Source organism: Roseovarius conchicola, from assembly GCF_041403425.1.
In the GTDB taxonomy this organism is placed as follows: domain Bacteria; phylum Pseudomonadota; class Alphaproteobacteria; order Rhodobacterales; family Rhodobacteraceae; genus Roseovarius; species Roseovarius conchicola.
The window spans coordinates 85,108-98,951 of sequence record NZ_JBGEHK010000009.1 but is presented as its reverse complement, the minus strand read 5'-3'; the positions used below and the strand labels follow the sequence as shown (position 1 = coordinate 98,951).

The 13,844-nt window shown below is 58.5% G+C and carries 17 protein-coding genes and 1 riboswitch; of the genes, 8 read left to right on the top strand and 9 right to left on the bottom strand.

What is annotated here, in order from left to right; translation table 11 throughout:
* The first annotated feature begins 72 nt into the window (after positions 1-72).
* A complete protein-coding gene (locus V6N02_RS19435; RefSeq protein ID WP_371228524.1) occupies positions 73-897 on the top strand; it encodes an LOG family protein in 825 nt (274 codons plus the stop codon).
* A 686-nt stretch (positions 898-1,583) separates the two neighbouring features.
* Here the strand turns inward: V6N02_RS19435 and V6N02_RS19430 are convergent.
* The 4 genes from V6N02_RS19430 to V6N02_RS19415 form a co-directional block, all read right to left on the bottom strand.
* Positions 1,584-2,075 carry a hypothetical protein gene (locus V6N02_RS19430; protein ID WP_371228401.1) on the bottom strand — a complete coding sequence of 164 codons (492 nt, stop codon included), beginning with the start codon at positions 2,073-2,075 and terminating at the stop codon, positions 1,584-1,586.
* A 179-nt stretch (positions 2,076-2,254) separates the two neighbouring features.
* Complete coding sequence (locus V6N02_RS19425) at positions 2,255-2,389, bottom strand: aa3-type cytochrome c oxidase subunit IV (RefSeq protein ID WP_371228398.1); 135 nt, start codon at positions 2,387-2,389, stop codon at positions 2,255-2,257.
* Positions 2,390-2,511: 122 nt separating this feature from the next.
* Positions 2,512-2,964 (bottom strand): hypothetical protein, encoded by a 453-nt coding sequence (locus V6N02_RS19420; protein WP_371228396.1) that lies wholly within the window; start codon positions 2,962-2,964, stop codon positions 2,512-2,514.
* Positions 2,964-4,001, bottom strand: a complete 1,038-nt coding sequence (locus V6N02_RS19415; RefSeq protein WP_371228393.1) for an MBL fold metallo-hydrolase — start codon at positions 3,999-4,001, stop codon at positions 2,964-2,966. Before V6N02_RS19415 ends, V6N02_RS19420 begins: the two co-directional genes overlap by 1 nt.
* 104 nt (positions 4,002-4,105) lie before the next feature.
* On the opposite strand from V6N02_RS19415, the gene V6N02_RS19410 reads away from it, so the two are divergent.
* On the top strand, positions 4,106-5,065 hold the full coding sequence (locus V6N02_RS19410; RefSeq protein ID WP_371228390.1) for an L-threonylcarbamoyladenylate synthase: 960 nt from the start codon (positions 4,106-4,108) through the stop codon (positions 5,063-5,065).
* Between the two features lie 50 nt (positions 5,066-5,115).
* Here V6N02_RS19410 and V6N02_RS19405 read toward each other — a convergent pair whose 3' ends face one another.
* A complete protein-coding gene (locus V6N02_RS19405) occupies positions 5,116-5,643 on the bottom strand; it encodes an invasion associated locus B family protein (RefSeq protein WP_371228388.1) in 528 nt (175 codons plus the stop codon).
* A gap of 183 nt (positions 5,644-5,826) precedes the next feature.
* Here V6N02_RS19405 and V6N02_RS19400 point away from each other — a divergent pair, with 183 nt between their 5' ends.
* The 3 genes from V6N02_RS19400 (at position 5,827) to V6N02_RS19390 (ending at position 8,062) form a co-directional block, all read left to right on the top strand.
* A complete protein-coding gene (locus tag V6N02_RS19400; protein ID WP_371228385.1) occupies positions 5,827-6,822 on the top strand; it encodes an asparaginase in 996 nt (331 codons plus the stop codon).
* A 229-nt stretch (positions 6,823-7,051) separates the two neighbouring features.
* Positions 7,052-7,303 (top strand): EF-hand domain-containing protein, encoded by a 252-nt coding sequence (locus V6N02_RS19395; RefSeq protein ID WP_371228383.1) that lies wholly within the window; start codon positions 7,052-7,054, stop codon positions 7,301-7,303.
* Positions 7,304-7,394: 91 nt separating this feature from the next.
* A riboswitch (FMN riboswitch) is annotated at positions 7,395-7,543 on the top strand.
* A gap of 84 nt (positions 7,544-7,627) precedes the next feature.
* Positions 7,628-8,062 (top strand): 6,7-dimethyl-8-ribityllumazine synthase, encoded by a 435-nt coding sequence (locus V6N02_RS19390; protein WP_371228380.1) that lies wholly within the window; start codon positions 7,628-7,630, stop codon positions 8,060-8,062.
* Between the two features lie 3 nt (positions 8,063-8,065).
* On the opposite strand, the gene V6N02_RS19385 is transcribed toward V6N02_RS19390, so the two are convergent.
* Genes V6N02_RS19385 through V6N02_RS19375 form a run of 3 tightly spaced genes read right to left on the bottom strand, consistent with a single transcriptional unit; the run spans position 8,066 to position 9,178 of the window.
* Positions 8,066-8,380, bottom strand: coding sequence for a YciI family protein (locus tag V6N02_RS19385; RefSeq protein ID WP_371228378.1), 315 nt, complete (start codon positions 8,378-8,380; stop codon positions 8,066-8,068).
* A gap of 25 nt (positions 8,381-8,405) precedes the next feature.
* Positions 8,406-8,852, bottom strand: a complete 447-nt coding sequence (locus tag V6N02_RS19380) for an SRPBCC family protein (RefSeq protein WP_371228376.1) — start codon at positions 8,850-8,852, stop codon at positions 8,406-8,408.
* Between the two features lie 2 nt (positions 8,853-8,854).
* On the bottom strand, positions 8,855-9,178 hold the full coding sequence (locus V6N02_RS19375; protein WP_371228374.1) for an ArsR/SmtB family transcription factor: 324 nt from the start codon (positions 9,176-9,178) through the stop codon (positions 8,855-8,857).
* 136 nt (positions 9,179-9,314) lie between these two features.
* Here V6N02_RS19375 and V6N02_RS19370 point away from each other — a divergent pair, with 136 nt between their 5' ends.
* The gene (locus V6N02_RS19370) at positions 9,315-10,049 is read left to right on the top strand and encodes a hypothetical protein (RefSeq protein WP_371228372.1); all 735 of its coding nucleotides are present in this window, start codon (positions 9,315-9,317) and stop codon (positions 10,047-10,049) included.
* Here V6N02_RS19370 and serB read toward each other — a convergent pair.
* Positions 10,007-10,879, bottom strand: coding sequence for a phosphoserine phosphatase SerB (serB, locus tag V6N02_RS19365; protein WP_371228370.1), 873 nt, complete (start codon positions 10,877-10,879; stop codon positions 10,007-10,009). The two genes, V6N02_RS19370 and serB, sit on opposite strands and share 43 nt — an antisense overlap.
* 159 nt (positions 10,880-11,038) lie before the next feature.
* On the opposite strand from serB, the gene V6N02_RS19360 reads away from it, so the two are divergent.
* Positions 11,039-12,178 carry a phosphoserine transaminase gene (locus V6N02_RS19360; protein WP_371228368.1) on the top strand — a complete coding sequence of 380 codons (1,140 nt, stop codon included), beginning with the start codon at positions 11,039-11,041 and terminating at the stop codon, positions 12,176-12,178.
* Between the two features lie 50 nt (positions 12,179-12,228).
* Complete coding sequence (gene serA, locus V6N02_RS19355) at positions 12,229-13,824, top strand: phosphoglycerate dehydrogenase (RefSeq protein ID WP_371228366.1); 1,596 nt, start codon at positions 12,229-12,231, stop codon at positions 13,822-13,824.
* Positions 13,825-13,844: the final 20 nt, after the last annotated feature.

Below are 13,844 nucleotides of genomic sequence, written 5' to 3'. Positions count from 1 at the left end.
CACGCCCCTTTGTCTGGCAAATGCCTGCTCAAACCTATACGCCTGAATAAAACAGGCCAAAAGGGACAGATGATGAAAGACGACCGCAACAGCCAGTTCCGCGATGCCGGAACCGACCGCACCACTGCCGAACAGGTGCCTGATACGCCCCAAACCCGGGCCCCCGCTTACCGGCTGGCCTTTAACGACCCGGATTTCATGTGCCGGGAAGAGCTGCGGCCCGTGCGTCTCCAGTTGGAATTGCTCAAGCCCGAGATGATCCTGAACGAGCGCGGCATTGAAAGCACCGTTGTGCTGTTTGGCGGCGCGCGTATCCCAGACCCTGCGCACAAGGAAACCGCGCGCACTAAGACACTGGCCGATCTGTCGAAATACTATGACGAGGCGCGCGAATTCGCCCGCCTGATGACCGAGCGCAGCATGGCCAGCTATGGGCGCGAATTCGTCGTGGCCACGGGCGGCGGCCCGGGCGTGATGGAGGCAGGCAATCGCGGCGCGGATGATGCGGGCGGCAGTTCCATCGGCCTCAACATAGTGCTGCCCCATGAACAGGCCCCGAACGAATATGTCACCCCGGGTCTGTGTTTCAACTTTCACTATTTCGCCATCCGCAAGATGCATTTCCTGATGCGCGCCAAAGCGATCTGCTGCTTCCCAGGCGGCTTTGGCACGCTGGACGAGTTGTTCGAGGCCCTGACGTTGATTCAGACCGATCGGATGAACAAGGTGCCGTTCCTGCTGTTTGGCGAAGAATTCTGGCGCAAGATCATCAACTGGGACGCACTGGCCGATGCCGGAACGATCAGCCCCGAAGATATCGAGCTGTTCCGCTTTGTCGAAACCTCGTCCGAAGCGATTGCGATTATTGATGACTGGTATAGCGACACGGAGTGCTAAGCGTCGGACGCGGTGATACGCACACCTCCGTTATGCAGATTTCCATAGCCGTGCGAGATAACAGAAGTTTCTGGCATGCAATGGTCACTATGCGGGACAAAGCCGACCTTTCGAAACTCATGGAAGCGGTTTCTTTGGTGCATGATCTCTCCACAGGGAGCGCACTTCAGCGCTTAGTCGGTTCCAGACATGGCTCGGCACAGTATTTGTCTCTTTGCTTTGCAACCCACTCTGATCCGCAACGGTTAGGAACCACCAAAACACCTCAAGACCAACCTCAGTTTCGATGAACTCCATCCACCCTTCGGCAATCAGCCCGCGGTTATTGTTAAGAACAGCGACACCTGAAAAGTTTTCGATTTCGCCGTCGAGCCAACAAGTTCGATGGCCTTCAACACAGCTTTCCAACCAATCAAAGTGGACGTCAGATCGATGATATGTCTGTTGCCTCGGTAAATATCAATTTAAGTCAGCAACGAGCTGTTCTTCGACAAACGCCCGAAGTTCGGGGCCCATACAATCTGAGAAGCCGAGTTCTTCCAAAACGTCATCCGATATTTCTGCTCTAAACGCGATACTTTCTAAATAGTCTTGCAGATCCTTCAAGTTCCCTACGTAGGTTTGGGCTCAAAACGGTCATTGCGGACATAGTACCGATGCTAAGTGATTTTCCTAAGTCCGCAGGGTCAATCCAGCAGGGACACCGCGTCGCGGGTCAGCCGGTTCGGATCCCAGTCTTCCAGCACCTTGGAATTGTCATCACTGTCATATTCGCGCAGCGTCCGGCTGCTGACTCCGGGTATCTGCTGGAACTGTTCGGCCAGCTTCTTGGGATACCAGCCGCGGCTGATCTGTCCGGGGAAGAATCCTGACAAAACGGTCGACGTGCTCAGCGCGCATTGCGCAGACGGCACCGCGCCGTACTCCATCACCGCGCGCATCATGCCCTCGGCCAGCTCGGGCGAGACATCCAGTGTCTGCACCCGCACGTGGAAGGTTTCACGCGCGTGATAGCGGGTATAACCATCGGCCACCGCCGGGGTAATGCCAAAAACCACGTCGTTCCGCTCGGGGATGGTTTCATGTTTGAACGACCCGGCCGGATCAAAGATCACCCGCTGTGATGCGTTGATCATCAGGGAGGTGTGTGCACCTGCGCCTGTCTTGTTGTTGATCATGGTGAACAACGTGATCCGCGGCGGGCCATCATGCTTGTACGCTCTTTTGCGAACGAATTCATCCGAAGCCCAGGTCGATTCTGCGGCGCATCCTGCAAGCAAGAACAGACCGCAAAGTGCAGCAATAATTGTACGCATGGCGTTCCCCGATGACATGCTTAAAAGCAGCGAAAATATCGTTAGCTGTTAAACAGCGCCAGGAAGATGAGAATGCCAATGGAAACGCCAGCCACCCACATAGAGGCCTTCACAAAGCCCGCAAAGGTTTTTTCCTGAACGTCGGTGTTCATTTCGCCATGTTTATGTTCGGCCATCTTAATCTGTCCCCGTGGTCGATCTATCTGAACTTGTTGAACTGGTTACTGCATTTGCAAAGCGCTGTCACCCTGTCACGCGGCATATTCTTTGCCCGTTCCCCGCGCCAAATTGCAATGGCTCAGCTACGCTCCAGATCCTGCGCAAGACGAAAGCCAATCCGCGTCGGTTCGGCCTGTTCCACCTGCTTTGGCAAGGCGCGCAGCATCACGTTCAACTGGCCGTAATGCTGCACCAACTGAGTTTTGCCACCCGCCGGATCGCTGCCGTAAAACGTCACGATGTCTGGGTCGAAAAACCCCATACCTTCGATCCGCATCACCCCGGCTTCCGCCCCGGTAAAACCCATCGCAACTTCATGCTCGTTATCCAGCGTTTTCTCAAAGTTCTGGATATAGATGATCAGGCGCTCATAGGCCCATTCTGCCGGGCTTTTCTGGGTGATCGGTTCATTTGTCACCGCTTCGGGAAAATCATCGGGCGCCTGGGTGTCGGGGCAGGCATGCACCTCGTGACAGCGTGGCAGCGCTGCGCCTTCCACGGCTTCCGCCGTCGTTCTGATTTCATCGTCCATCACATTTCTCCCTTTGCCTGCCAAAGCCACGCACCATCGGCACGGCGTTGACGGGTAATCGCACCAGATTGGTGTAGATGATTGAGGTGTGCAACCGTCTCGACAAGGGCCAAACCGTACAAGCCCTGATCAATTTTCCGTTTGAACAGCGGTGCAAAGCACCCGGACGCCACTTTAGGTTGGTCCAAATGTGCCACCAGCCGCTCAAGGCATCCATGGTGATTCTCGATCAATTGCTGCATCCGAAACGGCAGCCCGGTGAAGGGCAACTTGTGCCCGCTCAAAACCAGATGGTCGTCATGGGCCAGCGTGCCCAAACGCTCGCACGCCTCAAGCCAGTCCGTGACCGGATCGGCCTCGGGCTCGGTCGGATAGACGCCGATATTGGGGCTGATCGAACTGATGATCTGATCGCCTGCGATCACCAGGTTATCGTCCCGACTCCAAAGGGTCATATGCTCGGGCGCATGTCCATTGCCGATATGCACGTCCCAGTCGCGCCCACCTATGCGGATCACATCATCCTGTTTGACACGGGTATACCCCACCGGGATGGGATGGCAGACATCGGCGAAATTATACGGGCGGTCATTTTTACGGGCTTCGTAAATCTCAGCATCCATGCCCGCACTGCGCCAATAGGCCAGCGCCTGTTCGGTGGGGCGCTCTTCTTCATCCAGGATCAGCATCCGCGCCATCAGCCATGAGGTGCGCGTCGCCATCAACTCGGCCCCGAACCGCGCCATCAGCCAGCCCGCCATACCAACATGGTCAGGGTGATGGTGCGTGATGATCACGCGGCTCACCGGTTTACCTTGCAACGGACCGTCCAGCACACTTCCCCATAGGGCGACGGACCGGCGCGAATGAATGCCGGTATCGACGATGGTCCAGCTGTCGCCCTCGTCCAGCGCATAGATGTTCACATGATCCAGCGCCATGGGCAGGGGCAGGCGAATCCACAGGACGCCAGCGGCCACCTCGATCGCCTCGCCATGCGCCGGGGCGGTCTCCCACGGGGTGTGTATCTTTGCCAATGCGGGCGTCCTTCTTGTGGCGGCTCACGAAACCCGACCTGCACTTTGCCGGGTCGAAGGTCAACACCACGCATGCTTGGCATTGAGACAACGGGCCAGTAAGGATGCCGGTCATGACTCAAACGCTCTCATCCAACCCAGCCGACATAGCGCGCGCCGCCACCCTTCTGGCGCAAGGCGATCTGGTGGCGATCCCGACCGAGACGGTCTATGGCCTTGGCGGAGATGCCCGTAATGACACGGCTGTGGCGCGGATATTCGAGGCCAAGAACCGCCCGCAGTTCAACCCGCTGATCGTGCATCTGGCCAGCATCGAACAAACAAAGGCACTGGTCGAGTGGCCCGATCTGGCCGACCGGCTGGCACAGGCCTTCTGGCCCGGACCGCTCACGCTGGTTCTGCCCCTTAAACCCGGCCATGGCCTCTCGCCCCTGGTCACCGCTGGCCTGCCTACCGTGGCTATCCGCCTTCCGGCCCATCCGGTGGCAAAAGCTGTGCTCAACGCCTTTGACGGCCCCATCGCAGCCCCGTCTGCCAACCCGTCGGGCCGGATCAGCCCCACAACGGTTGACCACGTCCTGCAAGGCCTATCCGGGCAGATCGCGGCGGTTGTCGATGGCGGCCCCTGCGATGTGGGTTTGGAATCCACCATCATCGGCCTTGCGGATCAGCCCACTCTGTTACGCCCCGGGGGTCTGCCTGTTGAAGTGATCGAAGCCGCATTGGGCCAGACGCTTTCACATCACGGGGCCAATGACCCTGTCACCGCCCCGGGCCAGATGCGCTCGCACTATGCGCCCGGCGCACCTGTTCGCTTGAATGCAACGGATCATAAATCAAACGAGGTGCTATTGGGCTTTGGAAAGGTCGATTGCGATCTCAATCTCTCGGCGGCGGGCGATCTGGTTGAAGCCGCGGCCAACCTGTTTGGCCATCTCCATGCGTTGGATGAGATGGACCGACCCATCGCCGTTTCTCCCATCCCCGACACCGGGTTGGGCCGTGCGATCAATGACCGTCTTCAGCGTGCGGCCGCACCACGACCCGAGCAGAGCAACCAATAAAAAAATGCGCACCCAACGGCGCGCATCTTCTAAGCGATCTGATTTGGTGGTTACTTACAGCGCTTCTCGGCCTCTTCCACCGCAGCCGTATAGCCCATCAGCGAAAAAGAATCCTTGGTTTTGGTGCCGCGCGACGATTGTGCGGTCAGCACCGCATCAGCACCGCGTTTCAGCGCCGCGATGATCTTGGCATCATCCGCCGCACTGGCTGGCCAGGCCCATTCACCCTCGCTGAATAGCTCGAATGAATTGCCGCTGATGTTCAGATTCACGGTCGATCCACCCGCAAACGGATAGCCACCGGTAAAGGCCACCTGACCCTGCACACCCGCGTCGGGGCGATAGAAGGTCATCAAAAGGATATCCCCGCGCCGCACCGCAACCACGCGCCCATCGCGCGTGTTCACTGTTTCAGTTGGCGACGACACCGCCCAGCACTCGCGCGGATTTTGATCTTCAAACACACTCCAGGCGGTTTTTGCCGCCACTTGATTGGTGCTTTCTTCCTGTGCTGCCGCACCGGTTGCCGCACATGCCAATGCGGCCCCTGCGATCAGACATGAAAAACGTGATACCATATGTCCAGCCTCCAAGCTGTCCTTTAGCCTCAATTGTGCCGACCGTGCGCATCCTTTGCGGATTTCTTCTTGGCGACGGCCTGTTCTTACTCGACATTGCTACAATAGCCTGAAACAGGCGAGGCGCGAAAGATAGAATTGGCAGATTTTCGCACATTATGAAGCGTATGGAAGGTCACAATCATGTCAAACCCGGTTCCTCTGACTGAAATCTGGCGCGGGCCGATGATCGAAAGCCTCCATCTGGGCCATGCGGTGATCTGTGATGACAGTGGTCAGATCGTGCAGGCATGGGGCGATCCGGACATGGCCGTCTACCCGCGGAGCTCGGCCAAGATGATCCAGGCGTTGCCGTTGATCGAAAGCGGAGCGGCGGATGCACATGGTCTGACGACCGAACAACTGGCGCTGGCCTGTGCGTCGCATAACGCGGCGGCGATTCATACGGATCGCGTACAAGCCTGGCTTTCGGATCTGGGGCTGACCGACGATGATTTTCGCTGTGGCCCGCAGGAACCTGATGACATTCCGGCCCGCGATGCCCTGATCCGCGCAGACCAAAGCCCGTGCCAGTACCACAACAACTGCTCGGGCAAACATTCCGGGTTCCTGACACTCACGCGCCATCTTGGCGCTGGCCCGGACTATATCGACATCGACCATCCCGTGCAGCGCGCTTGTCTCGAAGCATTTGAGTCGGTCACAGGGCAGGACAGCCCCGGCTATGGCATTGACGGATGTTCCGCCCCCAATTTCATCACCACGCTGCATGGTATGGCACGGGCCATGGCCTATTTCGCCGCTGCACAGGACGATGCCGATACCCGTCAGAACGCAGCCGTGAAGTTGTGGCAGGCGATGGTTGCCCATCCCGATCTGGTCGCCGGAGAAACCCGCGCCTGTACCTTACTGATGCGCGCTTGTTCTGAACCAGTCGCGCTCAAAACCGGGGCCGAGGGGTTTTTCATCGCCATCCTGCCCACCAAGAAGCTGGGCATCGCCCTGAAGATCGCCGATGGCACCACCCGAGCAGCGGAATGTACAATTGCCGCCCTCTTGGTGCGCTTGGGTGTTCTGTCTCCCGTTCATCCGGCCACAAGGCGATTCATGAACGCGCCGATTCTCAATCGTCGCGGCCTTGAGGCGGGCGTGATCAAACCAGTCGCCGAGCTTCTTTAGGCCGGTTTTCGTCATAGTCTTGCCGATTGGCCCCCACACTGTCGGCAGCGTCCCGCCGAGCGGCGATCCACGGCAGGCAATCGCGCAGTTTTTACCCCTCTATCGGCCCGTTTTCGCGGCTTTTCGGTCTGTATCTACGCGAGGTGCAGACAATCCCCGGTCCTGCCCCCACGTTCCAGTCACAGAGGCGCAACCGCCCTCTGCAACCTCCATAGGAAGGAGACCTAACATGACTAAGGAACTGATCGCTGCAAGCTTCGCTTTTGCCCTCTCGCTGCCCGTTGCCGCCCTTGCCGGGGATGCAGCCTCCATGGACGCCGATGGTGATGGTGCCGTTACCATGACCGAGTTCCAGGCCGCGTATCCGGATGCCGAAGCTGGCACATTCAGCCAGGCCGATGCCAATGCCGACGGTATGCTGACATCGGACGAGATTTCCGAAGCACAAGCGCAAGGCGTTCTGCCTGCCACAGACGGCTAAACCCAGTTTGGATGGGGCGGGATGACGTATCCCGCCCCACACCTGTCGCAAAGCCCTGCTTTACAGCGGGGTTTTTCTCCTTAAATCTGTTTCATGTTCTCAGGGCGGGGTGAAATTCCCCACCGGCGGTAAGGGGTGCAAGCCCCAAGCCCGCGAGCGGTCTTGGCAGAGCCGGGATGTCTAGCAGATCTGGTGCAATTCCAGAGCCGACGGTCATAGTCCGGATGGAAGAGAGCGGTAAGGACCAGCAGGGGCCAGCGCCCCCTATGGCGCCTTTTCGTTTGATGCTCTGGGTGACGTGTCAAAAGGAAAAGGAGCCATGTTATGACACTTCCCCATTACGCCTTTATCAAAGCCAACTGGCATGCCGAGATCGTGGATCAGGCGCTTGTTGGATTTTCTGAATTGATCCCGACGTCCCAAATCGATGTTTTCGACGTACCCGGCGCGTTTGAGATGCCCCTACTGGCGCGAGATCTGGCCAGTTCAGGACGCTACGCCGCCGTTGCGACAGCCGCCTTCGTGGTGGATGGTGGTATCTACCGTCACGACTTTGTGGCGCAGGCCGTGGTCGATGGATTGATGCGCGCAGGCCTGGACAGCGGTGTGCCCGTCCTGTCCGTCTCACTGACCCCGCATCAGTACCAGGAGACCGATCACCACACGGCGATTTATCGCGATCACTTCGTTGAAAAGGGCCGCGAGGCCGCCCGCGCCGCGCTGATGATTGGCCAAACGCGGGCCAGCCTCGCCGCCTGAGCCCTACATTTCCACAATGGGAGCAATCTCGACGGTGCCTTTGCCGCCGTCGAGAATTGGACACCCCTTGGCCATCTCACACACTGCCTCGATGCTGTCCGCTTCAAGAATGGAATAGCCCGAAAGCGGGTTGGAACCACCATTGTCTGCCACACCATCGGCACTGACGGTCTTGGACATCCCGACTGGGTTTCCTGGGTCGACTGCTGCATCACCGAGGCCAGTCAGCCAGCTGATCCATTTCGCCATTTCCTTTTCGCCCTCTTCGGGTGTCTCTGGTTTTCCGCCGCCGTGATAGGCCAGCATGAATTTTGTCATTTCATTTCCTCCATTTTGTGAATGCTTAGTCCGTGAGCGTCGCAACGTAGCGTTCCAGCCTTGCAAGTGGCCCATGGGTCCAGCCGCCTTCGTGGCGGGCGGCAATCTCGTCGCTGGGCAGATCACGATGGTCGATGGTCAGGCGCGCGCGGCCACCCTCAAGCGCATCAACTGTGAAGGTAACGTGGCTTTCAGCACCCCGCTCATCCGCATCATCATGCCAACCCCAAGTGAAACTGACGCTGCGCGGTGGGTCCACCTTGGTCACTTGCCCGGACATCTTGAAGACCGTGCCTTCTTCGCTGACCAGGCGCGAAAACCACGGGCCCCTGCGTGAAAAATCCAGCTGGTATTCGGGCAAGGTCATCCCGTCATGGCCCCACCAATTCAGGACATCAGACTGGGTGGTGATCACCTCGAACAGCCGTTCGGCCGTGGTGTCAAACTCGCGTGTCAGGTGCAGATCCGCCATGTTCAGTCCTTTTCATCCAATGCCAGCATAGCATCCAACCGCTCCAACCCCGCCTCCCAGAAGGCGCGATGATCCATTGTCCAGTCGGCCACCGCTTTCAATGCCTCGGGGCGCACGGAATAGAGCCGCTTCGTGCCTTCGCTGCGCTGCATGATCAGCCCGGCTTCTCGCAACACCTTCAGGTGGCGAGACATGGCAGGCGCGCTCATCTTAGTGCCTTCCACCAACGTCCCAGCAGGCAACTCACCCTCGGCCATCAACCGCTCAATCACGGCAAAGCGGGTCTCATCGGATAAAGCAGAGAAGGTGCGAATCAAGTCAGGCATGAGATACTGATTAACATATTTGTTAATTAACGGATAGATTAAAAAGATACGAAGCGTTACACGCCACATCCTGACCCCAAAACTGACGCAATGATCTGCCTTATCTGGACAGCTCAAACCAAGGACTATTGGAACCGTGAAATTACTGCGTAAACATGACGGCCACCTTCAGGTGCAGCAATTGCGGCTGGTGCGGCGCGGTGGACCCAGTTTTACGCTGTTTCCGATGGTCCACATCGCCGATCACGCGTTCTTCCGGCAAGTCGCAGCCACCGCCGATACCCATGACATGGTGCTGAAGGAAGGATCACGGACAGCCGCCGGGCGCACAGCAAACCGCACCCATCGTATCGCCAGCACCGCTAATCCGGGCCTAGCTGCACAGGGTACATCCATGCGCGAAAGCGCGGGCGCGCATTGGGTGAATTCCGACCTTGAACCAAAGAGGTTCAATCGATTCTGGCGGCGCATTCCTGTCTTGCGGCGGATACTTTTTCATCTGCTCATGCCTGTTCTGGGCCTCGCCTTGCGCCTTCCCCACGCGCGTCGCTGGCTGATTGATGCAATGGCCGAAGGCCCAACATCCGCAGACGACAGCCTTGATGATATCTTTGGTGAAGGGTTCCACGACGTGGTGGTAAAGCAGCGAGACAAGGCCCTGATCGAGGCCTGCACTCATACGATAAAAACATGGGACGATGGCGACGTGGCGGTTGTCTGGGGTGCAGCGCATATCCCCCCGCTGGTGATGTCCCTGATTGGTGAGCATGGCTATCGCATCACCGAACGAAACTGGGTCACTTTGCTGTCCGCGCCCGGGAAACCGGCTCAGCCCTCGACAAACTCATCCCGTGAATACCCTTGCAAGTAAAGCAGCGCGGTGAGGTCCCCGTGATTGATCCGCACGTCACATTGGGCAGCCACCGAAGGCTTGGCATGCAAGGCAACACCCGTGCCTGCCCGGCCCAGCATCCCAAGATCATTGGCCCCGTCCCCTACGGCGATAACATCAAGCTCGGTTAGACCGCGCCGCGCGCTGATTTGCTCCAAAGCCGCCACTTTGGCATCACGCCCCAGAATGGGCCGCCCGACCTCACCGGTCAGCTTACCATCCTCAATCAACAGCGTATTGGCCCAGTTTTCGTCAAAACCCAGCGTCTCGGCCACCCGCGCGGTGAAGGCCGTGAACCCGCCCGAAACCAGCGCGGCATGCGCCCCGTTCGCGCGCATCGTCGCCAACAGGGCGTGGCCCCCCGGCATATAGGTGATCCGCGTGTCGAGAACATGCTCGATCACCGCCTCGTCCAGACCTTTCAGAAGATCAACCCGTTCGATCAAAGCGCCCTCGAAATCCAGCTCGCCGTTCATCGCCCGCGCGGTGATGTCTTTGACATGGTCCCCCACCCCGGCCTCATCCGCCAATTCATCGATGCATTCCTGCTGAATCATCGTGCTGTCCATGTCCGCCAGCAGCATATCCTTGCGCCGCCCTTTAGCCGGTTGAACGATCAAATCAACGCCAAGACCCTGCATCTCGGCCCACACGCCCCAGCGATTGCCCGGCACTTCAGCCATCGCAAACTCTGCCGCCTCATCCGGCGCCAGCCATTGTAAATTTCCCCCGCCCCAGGCGTTGCGAAGGCTTTCTGCAAGGGCAGGCTGCAACCCGCCAGCGGGCGCTATCAGGGTGGTTACAAACATTTAAGGAAGTTTCCGATCGTGGTCGTCAGGGTCGTATTTGAACACTCAAGCGGCGTTCTAGCGCCATTTCCGCACTTGCACAATGCACGGAACCCACGTAGCCAAGTAAGTGGGACACCCTTCCCCAACGAAGGGCGCATATCTGGAAGGATAGCAGAAATGGCTATTGAACAACCGGCGACGCGGCCGGCTAACCCGCGTTTTTCCTCTGGCCCCTGTGCCAAACCCCCCGCATTTGATCTGACCAAACTGGCCGATGCCCCCCTGGGCCGCAGCCACCGTGCCGCCGTGGGCAAGGCCAGGCTGAAGGCCGCCATTGAGGGCACGCGCGAGGTGCTGGGCATCCCTGCCGATTACAAGATCGGAATCGTGCCTGCGTCGGACACGGGTGCCGTTGAGATGGCGATGTGGAACCTGCTGGGGGATCGCAAGGTCGAGATGCTGGCCTGGGAAAGCTTTGGCGCGGGCTGGGTCACGGACGTGGTCAAACAGCTGAAGCTGGAGGCCGAGATTAAGACCGCCGAGTATGGCGAGATTGTTGATCTCAGCACGGTCGATACCGACAACGACGTCGTTTTCACCTGGAACGGCACAACCTCAGGCGTGCGTGTGCCCAACGGCGACTGGATCAAGGCAGATCGCGCCGGGCTGACCATCTGCGATGCCACCTCGGCCGCGTTTGCGCAGGACTTGTCCTGGGACAAGCTGGATGTGACGACGTTCTCCTGGCAAAAAGTGCTGGGCGGAGAAGCGGCCCACGGCATGCTGATCCTATCCCCGCGCGCGGTGGAGCGGCTGGAAAGCTACACGCCGCCCTGGCCGTTGCCCAAGATTTTCCGCCTGACCAAGGCGGGCAAACTAATCGACGGTATCTTTGAAGGGGCCACGATCAACACGCCCTCGATGCTGGCCGTCGAAGACTACCTGCTGGCACTGGATTGGGCGCGTTCGGTTGGCGGGCTGTCCGGCCTCATGGCGCGGGCCAATGCCAATGCGGTTGCCGTGGCCGAGTTTACGCAAGCGGAACCATGGATCGAAAACCTCGCCACGGATCCGGCAACACGGTCAAATACCTCCGTGTGCCTGAAGTTCAACGATGCGCGCATCACCGATGGCGCGACATTCGCCAAGGCCGTGGCCAAGCGGCTGGACGAGGCTGGCGTGGCCTATGACATCGGCGCCTATCGCGATGCTCCTCCGGGATTGCGCATCTGGTGTGGCGGCACGGTTGAGGCGTCCGACGTGGCCGCCCTGATGCCGTGGATCAAATGGGCATTTGAAACCGAAATCAATTTGTAAGGCGGGGTTCACTCCGCCGCTCTCAACATTTCTATAAAAGGACCAGAAAAATGGCTCCCAAAGTACTCGTATCCGACAAACTCAGCGAAACCGCCGTTCAAATCTTCCGGGATCGCGGCATCGATGTGGATTTTCAGCCCGACCTCGGCAAAGACAAGGACAAGCTGGCCGAGGTGATCGGCGACTATGACGGCCTTGCCATCCGCTCGGCCACCAAGGTGACCGAGAAAATCCTGAACGCCGCTGATAACCTCAAAGTCATCGCCCGCGCCGGGATCGGCACCGACAATATCGACAAGGAAGCCGCCTCGAAGAAAGGTGTGATCGTGATGAACACGCCCTTTGGCAACATGATCACCACCGCCGAACACGCCATTGCGATGATGTTCGCCGTCGCCCGCCAAATACCCGAGGCCAGCGCCAGCACCCATGCCGGCAAGTGGGAGAAATCCAAGTTCATGGGCGTCGAACTGACCAACAAGACCTTGGGTGTGATCGGCGCTGGGAATATTGGTGGAATCGTCTGCGCCCGTGCGCGTGGCCTTTCAATGAAAGTGATCGCCTATGATCCCTTCCTTAGCCAGGAGAAAGCCGACAAGATGGGCGTTGAAAAGGTCGAGCTGGACGACCTTCTGTCGCGCGCGGATTTCATCACGCTGCATGTGCCCCTGACCGATCAGACCCGCAATATCCTGTCAGCTGAAAACCTTGCCAAGACCAAGAAAGGCGTCCGGATCATCAACTGCGCCCGTGGCGGTCTGGTCGATGAAGAAGCGCTGGCCGACTTGTTGAAGTCCGGCCATGTCGCCGGGGCAGCGTTTGACGTTTTTGCCGTCGAACCTGCCACGGAAAACGCGCTGTTTGACCTGCCCAACGTGGTCTGCACCCCGCATCTGGGGGCCGCCACCACCGAGGCGCAGGAAAATGTTGCCCTACAGGTGGCTGAACAAATGTCGGATTACCTGCTGACCGGCGCCGTCACTAACGCGCTCAACATGCCCTCGGTGACAGCAGAAGAGGCCAAGGTGATGGCACCATGGATCAAACTGGCCGGGCATGTGGGCAATTTCATCGGCCAGATGACGGATGAACCGATCAAGGCGATCAACATCCTCTATGATGGTGTGGTGTCCGATATGAACCTCGATGCGCTGACCTGTGCGGCTGTCGCAGGCATCATGAAATCGGTGAACCCCGAAGTGAACATGGTTTCCGCTCCCGTCGTGGCCAAAGAGCGCGGCATCAAGATTTCCACCACCAAACAGGATAAATCAGGCGCGTTTGAGGGCTATATCAAGCTGACAGTCGTAACGGATCAACGCGAACGCTCGATCGGTGGCACAGTATTCTCTGATGGCAAACCACGCTTTATCCAGATCAAGGGCATCAATATCGACGCTGAGATCGGTCGCCATATGCTCTATACCACCAACAATGACGAACCGGGTATCATCGGGACGCTGGGCCAGATGATGGGTGAAAACAACGTCAACATCGCCAACTTTACCCTCGGCCGCTCGGCCGCTGGAGGCGAGGCGATTGCCCTGCTCTATGTCGATGCACCGGTCCCTGCCGAGATCATTGCCAAGCTTGAAGCGACCGGCAAGTTCCAACAGGTCCGGTCCCTCGATTTCGACGTGGCCTGATTGTCTTTCGTCCCCCCTCT

Excerpts from the sequence above, each read along its gene's own strand:
- V6N02_RS19430 (WP_371228401.1), bottom strand. The coding sequence starts at position 2,075 with ATGATCAACAACAAGACAGGCGCAGGTGCACACACCTCCCTGATGATC.
- serA (WP_371228366.1), top strand. The coding sequence starts at position 12,229 with ATGGCTCCCAAAGTACTCGTATCCGACAAACTCAGCGAAACCGCCGTT.
- V6N02_RS19400 (WP_371228385.1), top strand. The coding sequence starts at position 5,827 with ATGTCAAACCCGGTTCCTCTGACTGAAATCTGGCGCGGGCCGATGATC.
- V6N02_RS19385 (WP_371228378.1), bottom strand. The coding sequence starts at position 8,380 with ATGACAAAATTCATGCTGGCCTATCACGGCGGCGGAAAACCAGAGACA.
- V6N02_RS19435 (WP_371228524.1), top strand. The coding sequence starts at position 73 with ATGAAAGACGACCGCAACAGCCAGTTCCGCGATGCCGGAACCGACCGC.
- V6N02_RS19390 (WP_371228380.1), top strand. The coding sequence starts at position 7,628 with ATGACACTTCCCCATTACGCCTTTATCAAAGCCAACTGGCATGCCGAG.
- V6N02_RS19425 (WP_371228398.1), bottom strand. The coding sequence starts at position 2,389 with ATGGCCGAACATAAACATGGCGAAATGAACACCGACGTTCAGGAAAAA.
- serB (WP_371228370.1), bottom strand. The coding sequence starts at position 10,879 with ATGTTTGTAACCACCCTGATAGCGCCCGCTGGCGGGTTGCAGCCTGCC.
- V6N02_RS19395 (WP_371228383.1), top strand. The coding sequence starts at position 7,052 with ATGACTAAGGAACTGATCGCTGCAAGCTTCGCTTTTGCCCTCTCGCTG.
- V6N02_RS19360 (WP_371228368.1), top strand. The coding sequence starts at position 11,039 with ATGGCTATTGAACAACCGGCGACGCGGCCGGCTAACCCGCGTTTTTCC.
- V6N02_RS19380 (WP_371228376.1), bottom strand. The coding sequence starts at position 8,852 with ATGGCGGATCTGCACCTGACACGCGAGTTTGACACCACGGCCGAACGG.
- V6N02_RS19410 (WP_371228390.1), top strand. The coding sequence starts at position 4,106 with ATGCCGGTCATGACTCAAACGCTCTCATCCAACCCAGCCGACATAGCG.
- V6N02_RS19420 (WP_371228396.1), bottom strand. The coding sequence starts at position 2,964 with ATGGACGATGAAATCAGAACGACGGCGGAAGCCGTGGAAGGCGCAGCG.
- V6N02_RS19375 (WP_371228374.1), bottom strand. The coding sequence starts at position 9,178 with ATGCCTGACTTGATTCGCACCTTCTCTGCTTTATCCGATGAGACCCGC.
- V6N02_RS19405 (WP_371228388.1), bottom strand. The coding sequence starts at position 5,643 with ATGGTATCACGTTTTTCATGTCTGATCGCAGGGGCCGCATTGGCATGT.